Source organism: Nocardioides aromaticivorans (genome assembly GCF_013408525.1).
Classification (GTDB): domain Bacteria; phylum Actinomycetota; class Actinomycetes; order Propionibacteriales; family Nocardioidaceae; genus Nocardioides; species Nocardioides aromaticivorans.
Window position 1 is genome coordinate 3820807 of record NZ_JACBZM010000001.1, and the last position, 17786, is coordinate 3838592.

The following is a 17786-nucleotide window of genomic DNA, read 5'->3' on the forward strand; positions in this document are numbered from 1 at the left end:
GAAGCGAGCCCCATGGACTACGAGCTGGACGTCGACCCGGCCCTCGCGGCTGCCGTGCTGGAGCTGGAGGCGCACCACGCCCGGGCGGGCTGGGACCAGCCGGCTCGGCTGTACGCCCTCGTCGACACCGCACAGCTGGTCGAGCAGGAGCCGACGCTGGCTGCTCAGCTCGGCCTCGACCAGCCGATCGAGCGCGGTTCGCTGACGCCCATCGAGCAGGAGGAGCTGCCCGACGGGCAGCAGCTCGAGGAGGTGCTGCCCGGCATCGTGTGGCCCGAGGTCGTGACCGGCTGCGCTGCGGTCGTGGAGCGGCTCGTGCTGCCGCCCGCCGCCGACGGCCAGGTCCCGGAGGACCCCGCGGCCGCGCTCGAGTTCGCGCGGGAGCACCCCGATGCCGAGGAGGTCCGCATCGTCGCCGGGGTCACCCGGCACGGGGCGGCGTACTGCGCACTGCGGATGCGCAGCCACGACGAGGACGCCGCGGTGATGGGGGGTCCGGACCTGGTGCCCGGGCTGATCGAGCTGTTGCGTGGCACGCTGGAAGACGCGGAGGACGAGTCCATGGGTGGCAACGATGAGTGACCTGTTCGACGAGGAGCCGGAGCGCCCGGCGCCCGAGCGGCCCGGCCGGCGCGCCCGCGCGCTGGTCATCACCGGCGTGGTGCTGGTCCTCGGCTTCTTCCTGCTGACCGCGTTCGCGTCGGTCTACACCGACCGCCTCTGGTACAAGGAGGTCGGCTACGGACAGGTCTTCAGCACGATGCTGTGGACCCGGGTCGGCCTGTTCATCGCCTTCGGCGCGCTGATGGCCGCGATCGTCGCGGTCAACATGCACCTCGCCTTCCGCTTCCGGCCGCTGTTCCGGATGTCGCCCGGCGACGCGAGCGTCGAGCGCTACCGCGACGCCGTGACCCCGATCCGTGGTTGGCTGCTGGCCGGTGTCGCGGTCGTGGTCGGCATCTTCGCCGGCACCTCCGCGGTCGGGCAGTGGCGCACCTTCCAGCTGTGGCTGAACTCGCAGAGCTTCGGTCAGCAGGACGCCTACTTCCACAAGGACATCAGCTTCTACGTCTTCCGCCTGCCGTGGTGGAACTTCCTCGTCGACTTCGTCATGGCCGCCACCGTCGTGGCGCTCATCGGCACGGCGGTCGTGCACTACCTGTACGGCGGCATCCGGCTCCAGCAGTCCCAGGACCGCCTCTCCGGGGCCGCCCAGGTCCAGCTGTCGGTGCTCCTCGGCGTCTTCGTGCTGGCCAAGTCGGTCGACTACTACCTCGACCGCTTCGACCTCGTCACCGACGACCACAAGCTGCTCACCGGGATGAACTACACCGCCGAGAACGCGCTGCTCCCCGCACGCAACATCCTGGTCGGTGTCGCGCTCATCTGTGCGGTGCTCTTCTTCCTCAACGTCTGGCGCAAGACCTGGCAGCTTCCGTCGGTCGGTCTCGCCCTCCTCGCGCTCTCGGCCGTCCTGCTCGGCATGATCTGGCCGGCCATCGTGCAGAACGTGCAGGTCGACCCTTCCGAGGCCGACAAGGAGAACCCCTACCTGCAGAAGAACATCGACGCGACGCGGGAGGCCTACGGCCTCAGCGACGTGGAGACGGCCGAGTACACCGCGTCGTCGTCCAGCGAGTCGGACGCGGCCCAGTGGCGTGCCGTGACGGGCCAGCTCACCAACGCGCCGGTCGTCGACCCGCTGCAGGTGCGCGACACCTTCCAGCAGCGTCAGCAGGTCCGGTCCTACTACAACGTGCCGAAGGTGCTCGACGTGGACCGCTACGAGCTGGACGGCGCCGACGTGCCGCTGGTGCTCGGCGTGCGCGAGCTCGACCAGTCGGGCATCCCGACGGGGGACCAGAACTGGTCCAACCTCCACACCGTCTACACGCACGGCGAGGGTCTGATCGCCGCCTATGCCAACAAGATCGCGACCACCGACGACCCCAACGGACGGATCGCATGGGCGGAGGGGATCGGCAGCGGCAACAGTGGCCGCACCGACCTCAGCGACGCCGAGAAGTTCGAGACGCGCGTCTACTACGGCGAGCTCAGCCCGTCGTACTCCATCGTCGGCAAGGCCGGCGGTGGCAAGGACGTCGAGCTCGGCCTCGCCAACGTGGGCAGCTCCGGCCAGGACCAGCGCACGACGTACGACGGCAAGGGCGGTGTGGCGATCGGCAGCACCTTCAACCAGTTGATGTACGCGATCAAGTTCGGCGAGCCGAACTTCCTGCTCTCCGGACGGGTCAACGACAAGTCGAAGGTGCTCTACAACCGCGAGCCGGTCGAGCGGGTCGAGAAGGTCGCGCCGTGGCTGACCGTCGACAGCGACCCCTACCCGGCGGTGGTCAACGGCAAGATCGTGTGGATCCTCGACGGCTACACGACCACCGACAAGTACCCGAACTCCCAGCGGGACTCGTTCGAGTCGATGATCGACGACTCGCTCCAGCAGGAGAACCTGGGCATCCAGACCATCCCGACGGACGAGATCAACTACATGCGCTCGGCCGTCAAGGCCACGGTCGACGCCTACGACGGCACGGTCACCCTCTACCAGTGGGACGAGGACGACCCGATCCTCAAGACCTGGATGAAGGTCTTCCCCGGCTCGGTCCAGCCCAAGTCGGAGATCAGCGAGGACCTGCTCAAGCACATCCGCTACCCGGAGGACCTCTTCAAGGTCCAGCGCTACCAGCTCGCCCGCTACCACGTGACCGACGCGGGGGCGTTCTACTCCGGCAACAACCGCTGGGAGGTCCCGGAGGACCCGAACTCCTCGCGCCAGGTCTTCCAGCCGCCGTACCGCCTCTTCGCCACCGGCGAGGGGGAGAGCGTCGACAGCGACTGGTCGCTGACGTCGGTCTTCGTGCCCTACCGCAAGGGCTCGCTGGCGTCGTACCTCCAGGTCAACTCGGACGCCACGCGCGACGACTTCGGTCGGCTGCGGCTGCTCGAGATGACCGACCAGAGCGCCCAGGGCCCCGGCCAGGTCGTCAACGAGATGAAGCAGGACCCGGCCGTGGTCAGCACGCTCCAGGACCTCAACGTCAACAAGGACACCCCGCCGCGCTACGGCAACCTGCTGACCCTGCCGGTCGAGGGCGGGCTGGTCTACGTCCAGCCCGTGTACGCGCTGCGGACGACCGGCGCCGGCAGCTTCCCGATCCTGCAGTACGTCATCGTCAAGTACGGCGACGAGGTCGGCATCGCCTCGACGCTCCCGGACGCCCTCGGCAACGCCCTCGGCGTCGACACGGACAACGGCGAGCCGAAGCCCGACGAGCCCGGCACCGGACCGGGGGAGGGCGACGGGGAGCCCAAGCCATCGGGGTCGATCGACGACCAGATCGCAGCGAAGCTGCGCGAGGCGGAGACCGCGTTCACGGCGGCCGAGAAGGCTCAGAAGTCCGGTGACACCGTCGAGTGGGCCGAGCAGGTCGAGAAGGCGCAGGAGGCGATCGAGGAGGCCGTGAAGCTCGCGGACCGTCGCGACGCCGCCGGAGCCGACAAGAAGCAGTAGCCAGGTCAGGAGGCAGGCGTGCTCCTCACCCTCGACCTCGTGGGGATCTTCGTCTTCGCGATCTCCGGGGGCCTCGTCGCGGTGCGCAACCAGCTCGACATCGTCGGGGTGGTCGTGCTCGCGATGGCCACCGGACTTGGCGGCGGTGTCATCCGTGACGTCGTCATCGGTGCGGTCCCACCACCGGCGGTGAAGGACTGGTGGTACCTCCTGGTCCCGGTCGTCGGGGGACTGGTGACCTTCTGGTGGCACCCGGCCGTCGGCCGACTGGAGCGGGTGATCAACGTCTTCGACGCCTTCGGGCTCGGGCTCTTCTGCGTCGCCGGCGCGCTGAAGGCCCATGAGTACGGGCTCGGCCCGGTGCCGGCCGCAGCGCTGGGCATGGTCACCGGGGTGGGCGGCGGCATCATCCGCGACCTCCTCGTCGGCCGGGTCCCGGTGATCTTCCGCAAGGGCCAGCTCTACGCGATTCCGGCCCTGGCGGGCGCCGCCGTGGCGTCGACGGGGGCCGAGCTCGGCCTGGCCGGCGAGCTGGTCGTCGGCCCCGCCGCGGCGGTGACGATCGGCTGGCGGCTGCTCGCGCTCAACCGCGGCTGGACGGCGCCGTTGCCCCGGACCTGAGGCTCGGGAGGCAGGCCCAGAAGCGCTGGATGCCCCCGATTTGGTGGCCTTTGCCGCCATGCCGTAACGTTGGGTTCACCGACGCGGGGTGGAGCAGCTCGGTAGCTCGCTGGGCTCATAACCCAGAGGTCGCAGGTTCAAATCCTGCCCCCGCTACGAATTTCAGGCTCGGAATCTACGGATTCCGAGCCTGAAAGCATTTACGAACTTGATCGAGTGTCCACTTAGTGACGGGTTTCCCGGACAACGTTCTAGCCGGCGGGCGTAGTGCGCCCCCGGGTGACCTACAACGCTGCCACATCGGGACCGGCCCGCGGATCGACGCCGGACGGCGGTTGGCTATGCGGGTCCGACATGACCCACCTCATGACGATGACCGCCAGCCACGCCCTCGACCGGATCACCGACTGGCAGACCGCCCTACGTGCCGAAAACAAGAGCCCGGGCACGATCTTCATCTACGCCGACGGAGCCACCCGCTACCTGCGCTGGTGCGCCGAGGCCGACCACCTGCCGATGAGCCGCGCCGCGCTCAACTCCTGGATCGCCGGTCTCCTCGACCGCGGTTCGTCGCCGGGCACCGCCCGTATCCGCCAGCTCGCCGTACGCCGCTTCGCAGCCTGGCTCACCGCCGGCGGTGAGATCGACGCCGACCCGTTCCCCGGAGTCAAGGCACCCCGCTACGAACCACCGCTGGTCGAGCCGCTCACCGACGCCGAGCTCCGCGCACTGATCGCCACCTGTGCCGTCCCCGCCGACCACGCCCGGCCGGAAGACACCCTCAACGACCGCCGCGACGAGGCCATCATCCGGCTCATGTTCGAAACCGCCATCCGCTCCGGGGAGCTCGTCGACCTCCAACTCGACGACGTCGACCTCATCGCACGGCTGATCACGATCCGTCGTGGCAAGGGTGGGCGCGGCCGAGTGATCCCCGTCGGCCAGAAAACGACCGAGGCGCTGCTGGTCTACCTCGACCAGCGTGAACAACACCCGCTGGCCGCCAGCCCTGACCTGTGGCTCGGCAACCGTGGCCAGCGGTTCGGACGCGAAGGACTCAGCCGCGCCCTGCGCCGACGCGCCAAGCGAGCCGGCGTCCAGCGCTTCCGACCCCACCGGCTGCGGCACACCGCCGCCCACCGCTGGCTCGCCGCCGGCGGCTCCGAATCCGGCCTCATGGCCATCGCCGGATGGACCCGCAGCGACATGCTCGTCCGCTACACCCGCGCCCGCGCCTCCGAACGAGCTGCCGCCGAGGCACGTCGTCTCGACCTGGGAAACCTCTGAACCTCGGTTCGTGAGGTCGTCAGGACCACGAAAGCGACTATGTCTCGCATTCTGGACACGTGGGTGCCGTCGGGCCGGCGCCGAGCGGTTCTCCCATCAGCCAAGGACGCCTGTCCACGACTATGGGAGAGAGCACCGTGAAGATCACCAACATGCGCACCATCGCCACCACCGGCATCGCCGTCCTCGCGATCGGCGGGATCGGCGTCGCCGCCCACGCGGCCACCAGCGACCCGGCCCCCACGACCCCGACTCCGGCCGTCGTAGACGCCCCGAGCACGCCGGCGACCCCGGAGGACACGGCTGACGTGATCGAGGGTGACAACAACGGCGACAACCAGAACACTGACGACGCCGCGCAGGGTGACGCGCAGGACGGCAACACCGACGAGGGCGACGTCGTCGAGGGTGACAACAACGGCGAGAACGACAACGTCGACAACGGTGACGTGGCCGAGGGCGACGACAACGGCGACAACCAGAACGCCGACGACGGTGCCCAAGGCGACGTCCAGGACAACGCTGGCGACACCAACGACGCTGCTGCCGACGACAACCAGGGCGACACGGGCAACACCGGCTCCGGTAACGCCGGCGACAGCCAGGACAACGCCGGTGACGGCGCGAACGGCGACGGTTCCAACGGCTGACACCATGGTCATCGGTAGGACGGGCAGTCTTCCTGCCCGTCCTACCATCGTGTCCTGGAGGAGTCAGTCGGTGACCGAAGAGCTCGAGTTGGCCGTGGCCGGTGCCGCGGCCGGTGACGGCGAAGCGATGCGCACCCTCTACGAGGCGCTCGCATCCCGCGTCGCGGGTTACCTGGAGTTCCGGGGTGCAGCAGACCCCGACGGCATGACGAACGACGTGTTCGTCCGGGTCCTGACCCGGATGGCCGAGATCACCGGAGGCTGGCCCGGGTTCCGGGCTTACGTGTTCACCGTCGCTCACGGAAAGCTCGTGGACGAGTTGCGGAGTCGGGACCGCAGACCGGCTCACACCGAGTACGACGCGGATTCGGACCCACGCACGCATGCCTCCGCCGAGGACCAGGCCCTTGAACGTGCCGGTTCCAGCGACGTCCTGGCGGTGCTCGATCTGCTCCCCGAGGACCAACGCGCTGTGATCACACTGCGCGTGCTGGGCGAGCTGACTCTTAAGGAGACAGCTGCGGCGATCGGACGCAGCGAGGTGGCCGTCAAGAAGCTCCAGAGCAAGGCACTGGGCAGTCTCCGCAGGCTGCTGAGCACCGGGCAATCGGACCCCGGGAGCGCGACCACGTCGGAGGGATTCCGATGACCAAGCACAACCATCACGAGGACGAACCCATGATCAGCGAAACCGCAGTCGACGACCCGGCAATGCGCGATCTCTTCGCCGAGCTGAGCGCCCTCGCTGACCGGCCCACGCCGGCGGTCGGCGATGAACTCGCCGCCCTCTTCGCTGGAGCAACCCCGCTGGCCGCTGCGCGCAGTCGCCGGAACAAGGCAGCCAAGACCGGCCTCATCGGCCTGGTCACGGCAGGAATCCTGGCCGGCGGCGTCACCGCTGCCGCCGCAGCCAACGAGCTGCCGACCCCGGCACAGCGCATCGTCTCCCGGGTTATCAACACCCTCACCCCATTGGAAATCCCGAACCCCGACGAGCAGGGGCCGGTCGAGCACCAGACCGACACCAACATCGACGACAACGGTGACCAGCCGGGCCAGGACGTTGACCAGCCCGGTCAGGACGGAACCGAACAGGGTGACCAGAGCGACGGCCAGGGCGGCCAGTCGGGCGGAGACCAGTCGGGCGAGCCGGCCGGCGGCGCCGGCGACCAGGGCGTGTCAGACGGTGGCGCGGACCAGCAAGGCAGTGGTCAGGGAACCACGGGCGGCACAGCGGGTGAGTCCGGAGACACTGGCACATCGGGCAACGACTCCGGCGGCGCCGGAACAACCGGTGGTCAGCAAGGCACCAACGGCTCCGGCCAGAACTGACGGGACACCATGGGACGCCTCGGCCCTGGCATCTTCCTCGCCATCGCCGGTTCGGGCTGTTGCTCGGCGTTGTCGATGGCAGCTACGAGTTCGGCAATCACTAAGAAGCGCCCCGGGGTTTGCCGCTGCCAGCTGATGTCAAGGATCTCGGGGAGGACGCCGACCGTGGGCCACGGGAATCGATCCGGGTCCACTTACTGCTCCTTTCATCGACACGACCGGTAGCGCCAATGCGGCGCGGACGTGAGCGGCACCCTTCTCAGCGGCTCGCGTGAGAGCCGGCCAGCGGAGTGGCCGGGACGCTGGCGGCTACGCCACCGCCGCGGTGAGCCCGGTGACGACGGTGCTGTTCTGGCTCCGGACAAGTTCTGGGTGAACCCAGCCCTGACATCAGCCACCCGACCGCCCGATCTGCCCGCCGGCCTCACCGTCGAGGAGGCCGTCCGGATCAGCGATGCGATCACCGCCGCGCACGCCGAGTCCACCCGCACCGTGTACGACTTCGCATGGAGCCAGTGGGAACGCTGGTGCTCTACTCGCGGCGCCACGCCGCTGCCCGCGGAGCCGGCGCTGATCTGCGCGTACCTCACCGAACGGGCGGCCGACGGACTCTCGGTCGGCACCATCGACCTGGCCTGCGGCGCCATCTCCTACCGCCACCGGATGCACGGCCTGAGGGACCCGGTCCTTACCGAAGGGGTTCGGCAGGTCCGCCGAGGACTGCGCCGGATCATCGGCCCCGCTCCACGCCGCCAGGCACGCCCACTGGCCACCACGGAGATCCGCCAGATCGTCCAGCACATCGACCGTTCCACCGCCCTCGGCGCCCGCGACGCCGCCATCATCCTGCTCGGCTTCGCCTCGGCCATGCGACGCTCCGAGCTCGCCGCGCTCACCCTCGCCGACGTCGAGTTCCAACCCGGCGGCATCCTGCTCACCATCCGCCGGTCCAAGACCGACCAGTACGCCGACGGTCAGGTCGTCGCCGTGGTCCACGGCCAATACGCCGCCACCGACCCGATCGCCGCACTGGACGACTGGCTGACGTTTCGCGGATCCCAGGCAGGACCGCTGTTCAGCAGCCTTCGAAACAAGGCGGTGACCCTCGAGCCGATCTCGGGCGAAGCCGTCTCGATCGTGCTCCGCAAACGCGCCCGAGCCGCCGGCCTGGCCGCCGAACGCATCACCGCCCACTCACTGCGCGCCGGACACGCCACCAGCGCCGCGGTCGCCGGCGTCGCCCTGGACCGGATCGCCGCCCAGACCCGACACAAGCGGCTCTCCACACTCATGGAGCGCTACATCAGACCGGCCCAAGCCCTGGAGTACACCTCCAGCCGCGACCTCGGGCTATGGGCCCAGCCAGGTCCGGCGGAGTAGTGGGTTTCAAGTCCCCCTGGGCAGGCTGAGAGGATGAGGCACGTGCCAGAAATGACGGATCCGCCCGCGACGCGGGAAGGCGGGCAGGCATGGAGCCCGTGGCGGACCGTGGTCGCGTTCGGCCTGGTCAGCCTGTCGGCCGACATGGTCTACGAGGGCATGCGGTCGGTGGCCGGTCCGTTCCTCGGCACCCTGGGGGCATCGGCACTGACCGTCGGCATCGTCACGGGCGCCGGTGAGGCGATGGCGCTCATCCTGCGCCTGATCACCGGGCCATGGGCCGACAAGAGTCAGCGGCATTGGCGGCTGACCGTTGTCGGGTACGGCATGACCGCAGTCTGCGTGCCCTTGCTGGCGGTCGCTCCCGCGCTTGGAGCGGCAGGCGTTGCGGTGGCAGCGACCCTGATTCTGCTCGAAAGAGCCGGCAAGGCCGTGCGGAGCCCATCCAAGTCCGCACTGCTCGCCCGGATGGCGACCGGTACTGGCCGTGGGCGCGGCTTCGCCGTGCACAAGGCGCTGGACCAGGTCGGAGCTTTCGCCGGTCCTCTCCTGGTCGCCGGCGTGGCAGCGGTGACCGGGGTGCTCTGGTCCGGGCTCGCCCTGCTCGCGATCCCCGGGCTGGCCTCGCTGCTGCTCCTGGCCCAGCTGCGCCGACGGGTCCCGACGATCGCCCAGCCCGACCCCGACGACGAGGAACCGGCGGCCGGCGACCAGACTGCGGGCGGGCTCTGGTCGGCGATACTCGGCGCCGACCTGCCGCGCGACTTCCACCTCTTCTCGCTCGCGGTTGCCCTGACCACCGCCGGACTAATGACGTTCGGAGTGATCTCGTTCCGGTTCGTCGAGGCCGGCCTGATCTCACTGGCCGCGGCGCCGTTGGTCTATGCGATGGCGATGGGCGTCGAGGCGATCGCGGCGCTGCTTACCGGCGACCTCTTCGACCGGTACGGCGGCAAGGTGTTGCTCGCGGTCCCGGTGATCGTTGCCGCGGTCCCGGTGCTGGTCTTCGCACCGAGCCTGACCCCGGTCCTCGGCGGTGTCGTCCTCTGGGGCCTGGCCACCGGGATCCAGGACTCGACCGTCAAGGCCTTCGTCGCCGACCTGGTCCCATCTCGCCGTCGAGCCACGGCCTATGGGATCTTCGCCGCGGTCCAGGGACTCGGTGCGATCGCTGGCGGGGTGCTCGCCGGCGCCCTCGCCGTCCAACGCCCCGGCCTACTCGCCGCATGTGTGTCCGTGCTCCAGCTCGCGTCGTTCGTTCTGCTGCTCAAGCTGACGCGAAGCTCGGCAGAGCTCAAGCACTGAAGAGCATCGCAGCGGCACGAGGCTGGTGTTTAGCCGACTATGCGGACGGGTCCTGGTCCCGCGTCCACTGCGCGGTGGCCGAACTCTTGTGCTGCACCCCGAAAAGCCTGGCAGGGAACCACCATTTGACCGCCCGGCCAACCGCCGTACGACGGCACCAGCAGTCGGCATCGCAACCGCACTCGCGGTTCCTCGGATTGTGGACTCGCTGGACCAGACTCCGGCTCACAATGTCGAGTCTAGGTCGCCACCCGCAGGGCAGCGGCGGCTTGCTCACGACTGTGCCAGGACCCGGCCGCTGCCACATCAATCGCAGGGAATCTCGATCTCGATTCCGCCCGGGACCAATGCCGCCGTGCCGCCGTTCCGTCGTGCGATGGCAGCGACCAAAGCTAGGCCGAGTCCGTTGCCGGGGGTGGACCTGCTCGTGTCAGCCCGGGCGAACCGGTCGAACGCCTTGACGCCCAGGTCGGTCGGTATCCCTCCGCCCTCGTCGGTGACATCTATGCGCAGCATGGGGGAATCGCCTTGGCCGACTTCGACGGCGACCTTGATGGTCCCGCTGCCGTGCTTGATGGCGTTGGCCACCAGGTTGCCTACCGCGAGCCCGACCCACCGCTGATCGATTCGTACTTCGGCGGATGAGGCTAGGACCTCGATCGATCGCCCAGCTGCGATCGCGAGTTCACGCAGGTCGGCAATGGCTGATTCGATGAGCACATCCGCGGCAACGATGGATCGGTCGAACCCCGTCGAGGTAGCTTCCTCGAGGTCCAGCAGCGCGTTCGAGAGGTCCACAAGGCGTTGAGTCTGTACGCCGAGCGAGGTCAACACGGTCGCTATCTCCTCCTCGCTGCGTGGCCGGTGCCGGGCCCATTCGACCTCGGCGGCCATCAGGGCCAGCGGTGACCGCAGTTCGTGGGAGGCGTCTGCGAGGAACTGGCGCTCTCGAACCTGGCCTTCTTCGATCTCTGCGAGCAGGGTGTTGAACGTCGTTCCGAGGCGGGTGAGCTCGTCGTCGCGGTCGGTGTCCACCGGGAGGCGTCGACTGGGGTCTCCGCCGGCGGCGGCAGCGGCGCGGCGGTATCGCTCGACCGGACCGAACGCCGCTCGCACCGCGCCCCATCCCACGAGACCGGCCGCGATCATCGTGGCCAGGTCTGCCAGGGCGAGTTGACCCAGGAGCTCACGAAGGGCCTCGTCATGCTTGTGACGGCTGATGGCGGTGGCGACCACGACTGTCCCTCGGGCGGTTTCGACGGTGAAATAGCGCACTCGGTAGGGGTGCGCCCCGGGAACGATCACGCGTCCCAGGTCGAGCTGTTTCGGTGTCGCGGTTGCGGTCGTGACCTGGCTTGGGGTGAGGAGCCGTATGACTCCTTGGTCGCTCTTCGCGGTCACGTCGCCGTTGATGGAGTAGGTCTGGGAAACCTCGCCCGGGTTGTCGGCCGGGAGGGGTTCCCCGGCGCGGACGACCTTCGTGATGAGGTCGGAATAGGCGAGCAGGTCCTGGTTGAGCTGCCGGTCGAGTGCAAAGCTGACGCGCCAGTAGACGAACCCGCCCGCGGCCAGCAGGACCACGGACATGGCCAGGACGACCGCTGCGACGATACGGACCCGGATGCGTGCCCGCGGAAGGAATCGGACCCACAGGCCCCTCATGTGCGGGTGTCGAGTCGGTAGCCGACCGACCGCAAGGTCGTGATGGACACGATCGACGAGGCGCGCAGATGGTGGCGCAGCCGGGAGACGTAGACCTCCAGGGAGTTGCTGCGCAGGTCCGCCTCGTCTCCCCACACCTCCTCGAACAACCGCTGTTTGGAGACCACCCTCCCGGGTGGGTCCATCAGGGTGGTGAGCATGTCGAACTCCCGGCGCGCCAACGACAGCTCGGCGTCCCCGACCCGAACCCGACGAGTCCCGAGGTCGATCGAGACGTCACCGGCAACCAGGACAGAGGACGGACGTTCGTCGCGGCGACGTGCAATCGCCCGAATGCGGGCGTGGAGCTCTTCGAGCGCGAACGGTTTGACCAAGTAGTCGTCGGCGCCGGCCTCCAAGCCAGCGACACGTTCGCTGACCTCACCCCGCGCGGTGAGCATGAGGATCGGAACCTGGTTGCCAGCAGCGCGCAATGCCCTGCAAACGCCGGTTCCGCTCAACCCAGGAAGCATCAGATCCAAAACCACAGCGTCGGGGTCGTGCTCGGCGATAGCGGCGAGCCCTGACTCGCCGTCGTAGCACCCCGTGGTGCGCACGCCGCTCTCCTCCAGGTAGCTCGTGACGAGCTCGACCATCCTGGGCTGGTCGTCGATGACCACAACATGCACGACCAGAGTCTAGGAGGCTGTCGCTACGACGGCTGCGCGTCCAAACGTCGGGTTCACGTTGCTTTCAGGTCCCGTCTCTAGCGTCGTGCACATGAACGAAACCCTTGCGGTCGATGCGACCGGGCTGATCAAGACGTTCGGGTCGGTGCGCGCCGTCGACAACATCTCGATCCAGGTCGCGGCGGGCGAGGTGTACGGCGTCCTGGGACCCAACGGCGCCGGCAAGACCACTTTCCTGCGGATGCTGTTCGGTCTGATCCGCCCCGACGCCGGCACCATCGAGATCTTCGGGCGCACCTGGGCCGAAGACGGCGTCAAGACCCTGGACGGAGTAGCAGGCTTCATCGAAAGCCCGAAGTTCTACCCCTACCTGACCGGCCGCCAGAACCTCAGGGGCCTTGCCCTCCTCGACGGGGGCATCCGACCTGGCCTGCTGGAGGAGACCCTTCAGATCGTCGACCTGGTAAGCCGAGCCGACGACAAGGTCGGGGGCTACTCCTACGGCATGCGCCAGCGCCTTGGGGTCGCCGCCAGCCTGCTGCGCGAGCCGAAGCTCCTTGTTCTCGACGAGCCCGCGAACGGCCTCGACCCGGCAGGTATCCGTGACATGCGCGCGTTGGTCAAGCGGTTGGCCGCCAGCGGGCTGACGGTGTTGCTCAGCTCGCACCACATGGATGAGGTCGAAGAGATTTGTGACAACGTCACCATCATGCGCCGCGGCGCGGTCGCGTTCCACGGCACCATCAACGACCTCCGCGCGATGGCTCCGGATCCCGGGCACGTGCTGAGCACCAGTGACGATGCCCGCGCACTCGATCTCGCCCACCAGCACCCGGACATCTCGGTAACCCGCCAGCCGGAGGCGGCCCTTGTCGTCTCGGGCCCTCCGCCGGCCGTCTCCGCGTACGTCGCTGCCCTAGTACGTGACGACATCGCACTGCTCGGCTTCACCCAGACCAGGACTCCTCTGGAGGAACTCTTCTTCATGCTCACCGACGATCAGTTCGACGACCGCACCACCGAACCGGAGCCCGTGCGATGAGCACCCTTGAGTCCGAGGCCGTTGCAACTGAGCCCACAGCACCGCCGCGCCCGGGCCGTCCCGGCTTGCTCGCCGCCCTGCGCTGGGAGATCCGAAAGCTCAGCGCCCAGTACCGTGCCCGCGCCGTGCTCGTGGGTGCCTTGATCGCGCCCATCCCCATCGTGGTGATCCTCCACGGACAGTCACGGCCTCCGAAGGACACCCTGTTCGGCCGATTCGCCACCGAGAACGGGTTCGCACTGGCATTGCTTATCCTCGGGTTCGCGTCGCAGTGGGTGCTCCCACTGCTGACGGCGATCGTCGCCGGCGACATCTTCGCCAGCGAAGACCAGCACGGCACCTGGAAAACGGTCCTCACACGCTCCGCCAGCCGCTCCAAAGTGTTCTGGGCCAAGACCCTGACCGCCGGCGGCTTCGCCATACTGATGCTGGTCCTGCTCGCGACCTCCACCATCGCGTCGAGCCTGCTCATCGTTGGGCATCAGCCACTGGTCGGCCTCACCGGGCAAACCATCTCGGCGCACACCGCCGTGCAACTAGTCACGGCGAGCTGGGCCAGCATGCTCGGGCCCGTCATCGGCTTCACCTGCCTGGCCATCCTGCTCTCGGTCTGGTCCAGGAACCCAGCTGTGGGCATTGCCGCGCCCGTCGTCCTCGGAATGGTGATGGGACTGGTCGGCTCTCTAGGCGGCATCGAGTCTGTCCGCCCGTTCTTGCTGAGCACACCCTTCGAGGCCTGGCACGGACTCCTCGCGGCCCCCCGATTCACGGGGCCACTCCGAGAAGGTTTGCTCGTCAGCGGGGCATGGAGCCTCGCTTCCCTGGCTGGCGCGTTCGTCCTGCTTCGCCGCCGCGACATCACTGGAGGCTGAACCCCATGCGTCGAACCATCATCGTCATCGTGACCGCACTCGCCCTGCTCGGTGGACTCGGAGCCGCGGTCGCTGCCAACAACGGCGGCAGCACCGTCACACGCGCCCGCCTGGAGAAGTCACTTCCCGCGACATTCGCCAACATCTACATCCAACAAGCCCAGATCCTCGGCAGACACGACATCACGGCATCCTCCCTCCAGGCCAAGGCGATGTGCGACAAGCACGGGCCTGATGTTGCCGACGTCGGCCCCGGCGGTGACTGGGTCTGCCTGATGAGCTGGAACGACCCCCAGGTCCCGATGCCCACCGAGGGCTACGGCAAGTTCGAGCTCAACGTGCACAGCAACGACTGCTACACCGCGGCCGGACCGACCAAACTCACCGGATTCCTGACCATCACCGACGCACACGGCAAGGAAGTCACCAACCCCGCCTTCGAGTTCGACGGATGCTTCGACCCCAACAGCGACGACACAGCCACCGGCGTCCAGTTCCCCTCAGTGCTCAACTCAGCCAGCCCCAGCGTTGTCCCCAACAGCGAAGGACACGTCAGCATGAAGGCCACCTGTGGGACCGGTAGCCAGGGCTGTGCAGGGACAGCGGTCGCCACCGCTGGGGACGTCAACCTTGGAACCGTGCCGTTCAACGTCAAAGAAGAAGCCACCGCGACCATTTCGTTCCCCGGCGCGTTGCCGCCCGGCACCAAGGAGATCACCGTGGACTTCACGACATCAGCTGGAGTCGCAGGCTCCGACTCGGTGACGATCCCGGTACTGGCCAGGTGACGATGCGCCATGACGACGGATTCGAGCACGGTCCATTTAGTGTCCACATTGGATCCGTCCCACACCGCACCAGACGGGTATCCTGAGACTGGAAGCGAGGGCGAATCCCTCACCACACCGAGCGAATCGGTTGTTTCCGGCCCGAGACCGTAGTAGTCGCGATGCCCCTGATGGCGTCCAGAGGTCGCAGGTTCAAATCCTGCCCCCGCTACCAAAGTCCTGAGGGCGGTCACCGGATCCGGTGGCCGCCCTCAGGCGTTCTTCTCCCGTTCTCCCGCCTGACGCGGCGTCGCCCCGCGGCGCTATCGTCGCCGCGTGTCCGGCTACCAGCGCATCGCCGTCGTCAGCACGGCGTCCGGGTCTCCTGACCTGCGTGCGCTCGGGCGCGAGGTGGCCCGGGGTGCATTGGTGCTGACCGCGCCGACGGGCGAGGCCAAGGCGGTCGCCCAAGCGGTCTCCGGGGACGTGCGGCCCGAGATCCTGCTGGCCCCGGTGCGATTCCCGGATGCCGACCGCGGCCACCGGCTCGATGCGCTGGTGCGGGAGCACGCACTGCGCGACCGCTTCCGCGACGTGGTCGTCGTCGCCGACCCGGCGACGGTCACGCTGCTCCTGCGGGCGCTCGCACCGGGCCAGCTCGCGAGTGGAGGTGCCGTCTCCGTCGTGGCGCTGCCACGCGCGGATCCGCCGGTCTCGCCGCTCCGGGTCGCGCTGCTGGGCGGCGTCCTGGGCGCGCTCTCGGCGGTCCTGGACGGCCTGCTGCCGCTGTTCGTGCCCCCACTCGCGGTGGGGGTGTGCGGTCTCCTGCTCCTGGCGGTCCCGTCGCAGCGTCGTACTGGCCGCGAGGCACTGCTCGCGGCCGGGATCGGGGCACTCGTGGTGGTGATGATCGTGGCCGGGTCCACGCGATTCCCGTCCGGCTGAGGCCTCAGCCCTCCAGCGTCAGCTGGCCCGCCTCGAGCGGGTCGCCGCACGCCGCGCAGTGCAGCTCGGCGACGAACTCGTGGCCGCAGACGTGGTCGAACCGCACCGGGTCCGCGCCCTGGCGCACGTGCTCGTGGCCCCACTGCTTGAGGGTCAGCAGCACGGGGGACAGGGCGCGGCCCATCTCCGTCAGCCGGTACTCGTAGCGCGGCGGGCGCTCGCTGTACTGCTCGCGCGCGATCACGCCGTGCTCGACCAGCTTGCGCAGCCGGGTGGTGAGGATGTCGCGCGGGGCGCCGGTGTTGCGCGCGATCTCGGTGAAGCGGCGCTGGGCGTAGAAGAGCTCGCGGACGACGAGCAGGCTCCACCGGTCGCCGACGACCTCGAGCGCATCGGCGATCGTGCAGTCCCGCGGGGTCCGGGCGGCGGGTGCTGTCGGCATGGTCACATCCTCGGCGAAGACGGTTGTGTTTTCAAACTTACCGCGCCACCATGGGGTCAGTTCGGAAAACCAACTGACCGAGGAGCACGCCATGTCCGCAGCCGTCATCGTCGACGCCGTCCGCACGCCGCTCGCCAAGGGCAAGCCCGGCGGTGCGTACGCCGACATCCACCCCGTCGACCTCCACGCGGCCGCGCTGCGGGCGCTCGTCGACCGCACCGGCTTCGACCCCGCGGTCATCGACGACGTGATCAGCGGTGCCGTCGGTCAGGTCGGGGAGCAGGCCGGCAACACCGCGCGCTGGGCGCTCCTCGCAGCGGGCTACCCGGAGAGCGTCCCGGGCGTGACCGTGGACCGCCAGTGCGGCAGCAGCCAGCAGGCGCTGCACTTCGCGGCGCAGGGCGTCATCGCCGGTGCGTACGACGTCGCGGTCGCCTCCGGTGTCGAGTCGATGAGCCGGATCCCGATCGGCTCGCAGTTCCAGGGCAAGGACTTCTTCGGCCCGCAGGTCGGCGCCCGCTACGGCGGGGGACTGGTGCCGCAGGGCATCAGCGCCGAGCTGATCGCGCAGAAGTGGGACCTGTCCCGTGCCCAGCTCGACGAGTACTCCGCGATGTCCCACGAGCGTGCCGCCCGGGCGTGGAAGGACGGCCTCCTCGACAGCCAGGTCACGTTCGTCAACGACCTGCGCACCGACGAGACCATCCGCCCGGGCACGTCGGTCGAGACCCTCGCCGGTCTGCGGCCTGCCTTCCGCAACGACGACTGGGCGGCGGCGTACCCGACCATCGACTGGCGGGTGACCGCCGGCAACAGCTCGCCGGTCAACGACGGCTCGGCCGCGGTGCTCGTGACGAGCGAGGAGGCGGCGGCCCGGCTGGGGCTGAAGCCGCGGGCCCGGGTGCACTCCTTCGCCGTGGTCGGCGACGACCCGATCCTGATGCTGACCGGCATCATCCCGGCGACGAAGAAGGTGCTCGACCGGGCGGGCCTCTCGCTCGGCGACATCGACGCGTTCGAGGTCAACGAGGCGTTCGCCTCCGTCGTCCTCGCCTGGCAGGCCGAGACCGGCGCCGATCTCGCCAAGGTCAACGTCAACGGCGGCGCGATCGCGATCGGCCACCCGCTCGGCGCCTCCGGTGCCCGGCTCGCCACCAGCCTGCTCAACGTGCTGGAGCAGCAGGACGGCCGGTTCGGGCTGCAGGTCATGTGCGAGGCCGGGGGCCTCGCCAACGCCACCATCATCGAGAGGATCTGAGCAGGCCGGCGCTCGAGCCGGACAGC

At 68.8% G+C, this 17786-nt stretch carries 17 protein-coding genes and 1 tRNA gene; 15 read left to right on the forward strand and 3 right to left on the reverse strand.

What is annotated here, in order from left to right:
- Positions 1 to 12 precede the first annotated feature (12 nt).
- From BJ993_RS18385 to BJ993_RS18430, 10 genes are all read left to right on the forward strand, one after another.
- On the forward strand, positions 13 to 582 hold the full coding sequence (locus BJ993_RS18385; RefSeq protein WP_051931635.1) for a PPA1309 family protein: 570 nt from the start codon (positions 13 to 15) through the stop codon (positions 580 to 582).
- Positions 575 to 3529 (forward strand): UPF0182 family membrane protein, encoded by a 2955-nt coding sequence (locus tag BJ993_RS18390; RefSeq protein WP_036541887.1) that lies wholly within the window; start codon positions 575 to 577, stop codon positions 3527 to 3529. Before BJ993_RS18385 ends, BJ993_RS18390 begins: the two co-directional genes overlap by 8 nt.
- A gap of 18 nt (positions 3530 to 3547) precedes the next feature.
- The gene (locus BJ993_RS26655; protein ID WP_036541888.1) at positions 3548 to 4150 is read left to right on the forward strand and encodes a trimeric intracellular cation channel family protein; all 603 of its coding nucleotides are present in this window, start codon (positions 3548 to 3550) and stop codon (positions 4148 to 4150) included.
- Positions 4151 to 4232: 82 nt separating this feature from the next.
- Positions 4233 to 4306, forward strand: a tRNA-Met gene (locus BJ993_RS18400).
- A gap of 198 nt (positions 4307 to 4504) precedes the next feature.
- A complete protein-coding gene (locus tag BJ993_RS18405) occupies positions 4505 to 5437 on the forward strand; it encodes a tyrosine-type recombinase/integrase (RefSeq protein WP_257026914.1) in 933 nt (310 codons plus the stop codon).
- Positions 5438 to 5574: 137 nt separating this feature from the next.
- The gene (locus BJ993_RS18410) at positions 5575 to 6087 is read left to right on the forward strand and encodes a hypothetical protein (protein ID WP_179650431.1); all 513 of its coding nucleotides are present in this window, start codon (positions 5575 to 5577) and stop codon (positions 6085 to 6087) included.
- 70 nt (positions 6088 to 6157) lie between these two features.
- Positions 6158 to 6736 (forward strand): RNA polymerase sigma factor, encoded by a 579-nt coding sequence (locus tag BJ993_RS18415; RefSeq protein WP_179650432.1) that lies wholly within the window; start codon positions 6158 to 6160, stop codon positions 6734 to 6736.
- Positions 6733 to 7419: a hypothetical protein gene (locus BJ993_RS18420; RefSeq protein WP_179650433.1), complete on the forward strand. Its 687-nt coding sequence runs from the start codon at positions 6733 to 6735 to the stop codon at positions 7417 to 7419. The genes BJ993_RS18415 and BJ993_RS18420 overlap by 4 nt, the downstream gene beginning before the upstream one ends.
- Before the next feature lie 372 nt (positions 7420 to 7791).
- Positions 7792 to 8799: a site-specific integrase gene (locus BJ993_RS18425; RefSeq protein ID WP_308645623.1), complete on the forward strand. Its 1008-nt coding sequence runs from the start codon at positions 7792 to 7794 to the stop codon at positions 8797 to 8799.
- Positions 8800 to 8850: 51 nt separating this feature from the next.
- Positions 8851 to 10104 carry an MFS transporter gene (locus BJ993_RS18430; protein ID WP_179650434.1) on the forward strand — a complete coding sequence of 418 codons (1254 nt, stop codon included), beginning with the start codon at positions 8851 to 8853 and terminating at the stop codon, positions 10102 to 10104.
- Positions 10105 to 10410: 306 nt separating this feature from the next.
- On the opposite strand, the gene BJ993_RS18435 is transcribed toward BJ993_RS18430, so the two are convergent.
- Both BJ993_RS18435 and BJ993_RS18440 read right to left on the reverse strand, forming a co-directional pair.
- Positions 10411 to 11691, reverse strand: coding sequence for a sensor histidine kinase (locus BJ993_RS18435; RefSeq protein ID WP_179650435.1), 1281 nt, complete (start codon positions 11689 to 11691; stop codon positions 10411 to 10413).
- A 71-nt stretch (positions 11692 to 11762) separates the two neighbouring features.
- Positions 11763 to 12434 (reverse strand): response regulator transcription factor, encoded by a 672-nt coding sequence (locus BJ993_RS18440; RefSeq protein WP_179650436.1) that lies wholly within the window; start codon positions 12432 to 12434, stop codon positions 11763 to 11765.
- A 91-nt stretch (positions 12435 to 12525) separates the two neighbouring features.
- Between BJ993_RS18440 and BJ993_RS18445 the strand changes: the two genes are divergently transcribed.
- The 4 genes from BJ993_RS18445 to BJ993_RS18460 all read left to right on the forward strand — a co-directional run bounded on the left by BJ993_RS18445 (position 12526) and on the right by BJ993_RS18460 (position 16060).
- Positions 12526 to 13476: an ABC transporter ATP-binding protein gene (locus BJ993_RS18445; protein ID WP_179650438.1), complete on the forward strand. Its 951-nt coding sequence runs from the start codon at positions 12526 to 12528 to the stop codon at positions 13474 to 13476.
- Entirely contained in the window at positions 13473 to 14348 is an 876-nt protein-coding gene (locus BJ993_RS18450) for a DUF2705 family protein (RefSeq protein ID WP_179650440.1), read from the forward strand. Before BJ993_RS18445 ends, BJ993_RS18450 begins: the two co-directional genes overlap by 4 nt.
- Positions 14349 to 14353: 5 nt before the next feature.
- Positions 14354 to 15136: a hypothetical protein gene (locus BJ993_RS18455; RefSeq protein ID WP_179650442.1), complete on the forward strand. Its 783-nt coding sequence runs from the start codon at positions 14354 to 14356 to the stop codon at positions 15134 to 15136.
- 315 nt (positions 15137 to 15451) lie between these two features.
- Positions 15452 to 16060, forward strand: a complete 609-nt coding sequence (locus BJ993_RS18460) for a hypothetical protein (RefSeq protein ID WP_179650444.1) — start codon at positions 15452 to 15454, stop codon at positions 16058 to 16060.
- 4 nt (positions 16061 to 16064) lie between these two features.
- Here the strand turns inward: BJ993_RS18460 and BJ993_RS18465 are convergent, their stop codons facing one another.
- Positions 16065 to 16502 carry a winged helix-turn-helix transcriptional regulator gene (locus tag BJ993_RS18465; protein ID WP_179650446.1) on the reverse strand — a complete coding sequence of 146 codons (438 nt, stop codon included), beginning with the start codon at positions 16500 to 16502 and terminating at the stop codon, positions 16065 to 16067.
- Positions 16503 to 16593: 91 nt separating this feature from the next.
- On the opposite strand from BJ993_RS18465, the gene BJ993_RS18470 reads away from it, so the two are divergent.
- Complete coding sequence (locus BJ993_RS18470) at positions 16594 to 17760, forward strand: thiolase family protein (protein WP_179650447.1); 1167 nt, start codon at positions 16594 to 16596, stop codon at positions 17758 to 17760.
- Positions 17761 to 17786: the final 26 nt, after the last annotated feature.

Coding starts and splice junctions, on each gene's coding strand:
- BJ993_RS18430 (WP_179650434.1), top strand. CDS start 8,851: ATGACGGATCCGCCCGCGACGCGGGAAGGCGGGCAGGCATGGAGCCCG.
- BJ993_RS18420 (WP_179650433.1), top strand. CDS start 6,733: ATGACCAAGCACAACCATCACGAGGACGAACCCATGATCAGCGAAACC.
- BJ993_RS18450 (WP_179650440.1), top strand. CDS start 13,473: ATGAGCACCCTTGAGTCCGAGGCCGTTGCAACTGAGCCCACAGCACCG.
- BJ993_RS18390 (WP_036541887.1), top strand. CDS start 575: ATGAGTGACCTGTTCGACGAGGAGCCGGAGCGCCCGGCGCCCGAGCGG.
- BJ993_RS18455 (WP_179650442.1), top strand. CDS start 14,354: ATGCGTCGAACCATCATCGTCATCGTGACCGCACTCGCCCTGCTCGGT.
- BJ993_RS18435 (WP_179650435.1), bottom strand. CDS start 11,691: ATGTCCGTGGTCCTGCTGGCCGCGGGCGGGTTCGTCTACTGGCGCGTC.
- BJ993_RS18385 (WP_051931635.1), top strand. CDS start 13: ATGGACTACGAGCTGGACGTCGACCCGGCCCTCGCGGCTGCCGTGCTG.
- BJ993_RS18445 (WP_179650438.1), top strand. CDS start 12,526: ATGAACGAAACCCTTGCGGTCGATGCGACCGGGCTGATCAAGACGTTC.
- BJ993_RS18465 (WP_179650446.1), bottom strand. CDS start 16,502: ATGCCGACAGCACCCGCCGCCCGGACCCCGCGGGACTGCACGATCGCC.
- BJ993_RS18405 (WP_257026914.1), top strand. CDS start 4,505: ATGACCCACCTCATGACGATGACCGCCAGCCACGCCCTCGACCGGATC.
- BJ993_RS18470 (WP_179650447.1), top strand. CDS start 16,594: ATGTCCGCAGCCGTCATCGTCGACGCCGTCCGCACGCCGCTCGCCAAG.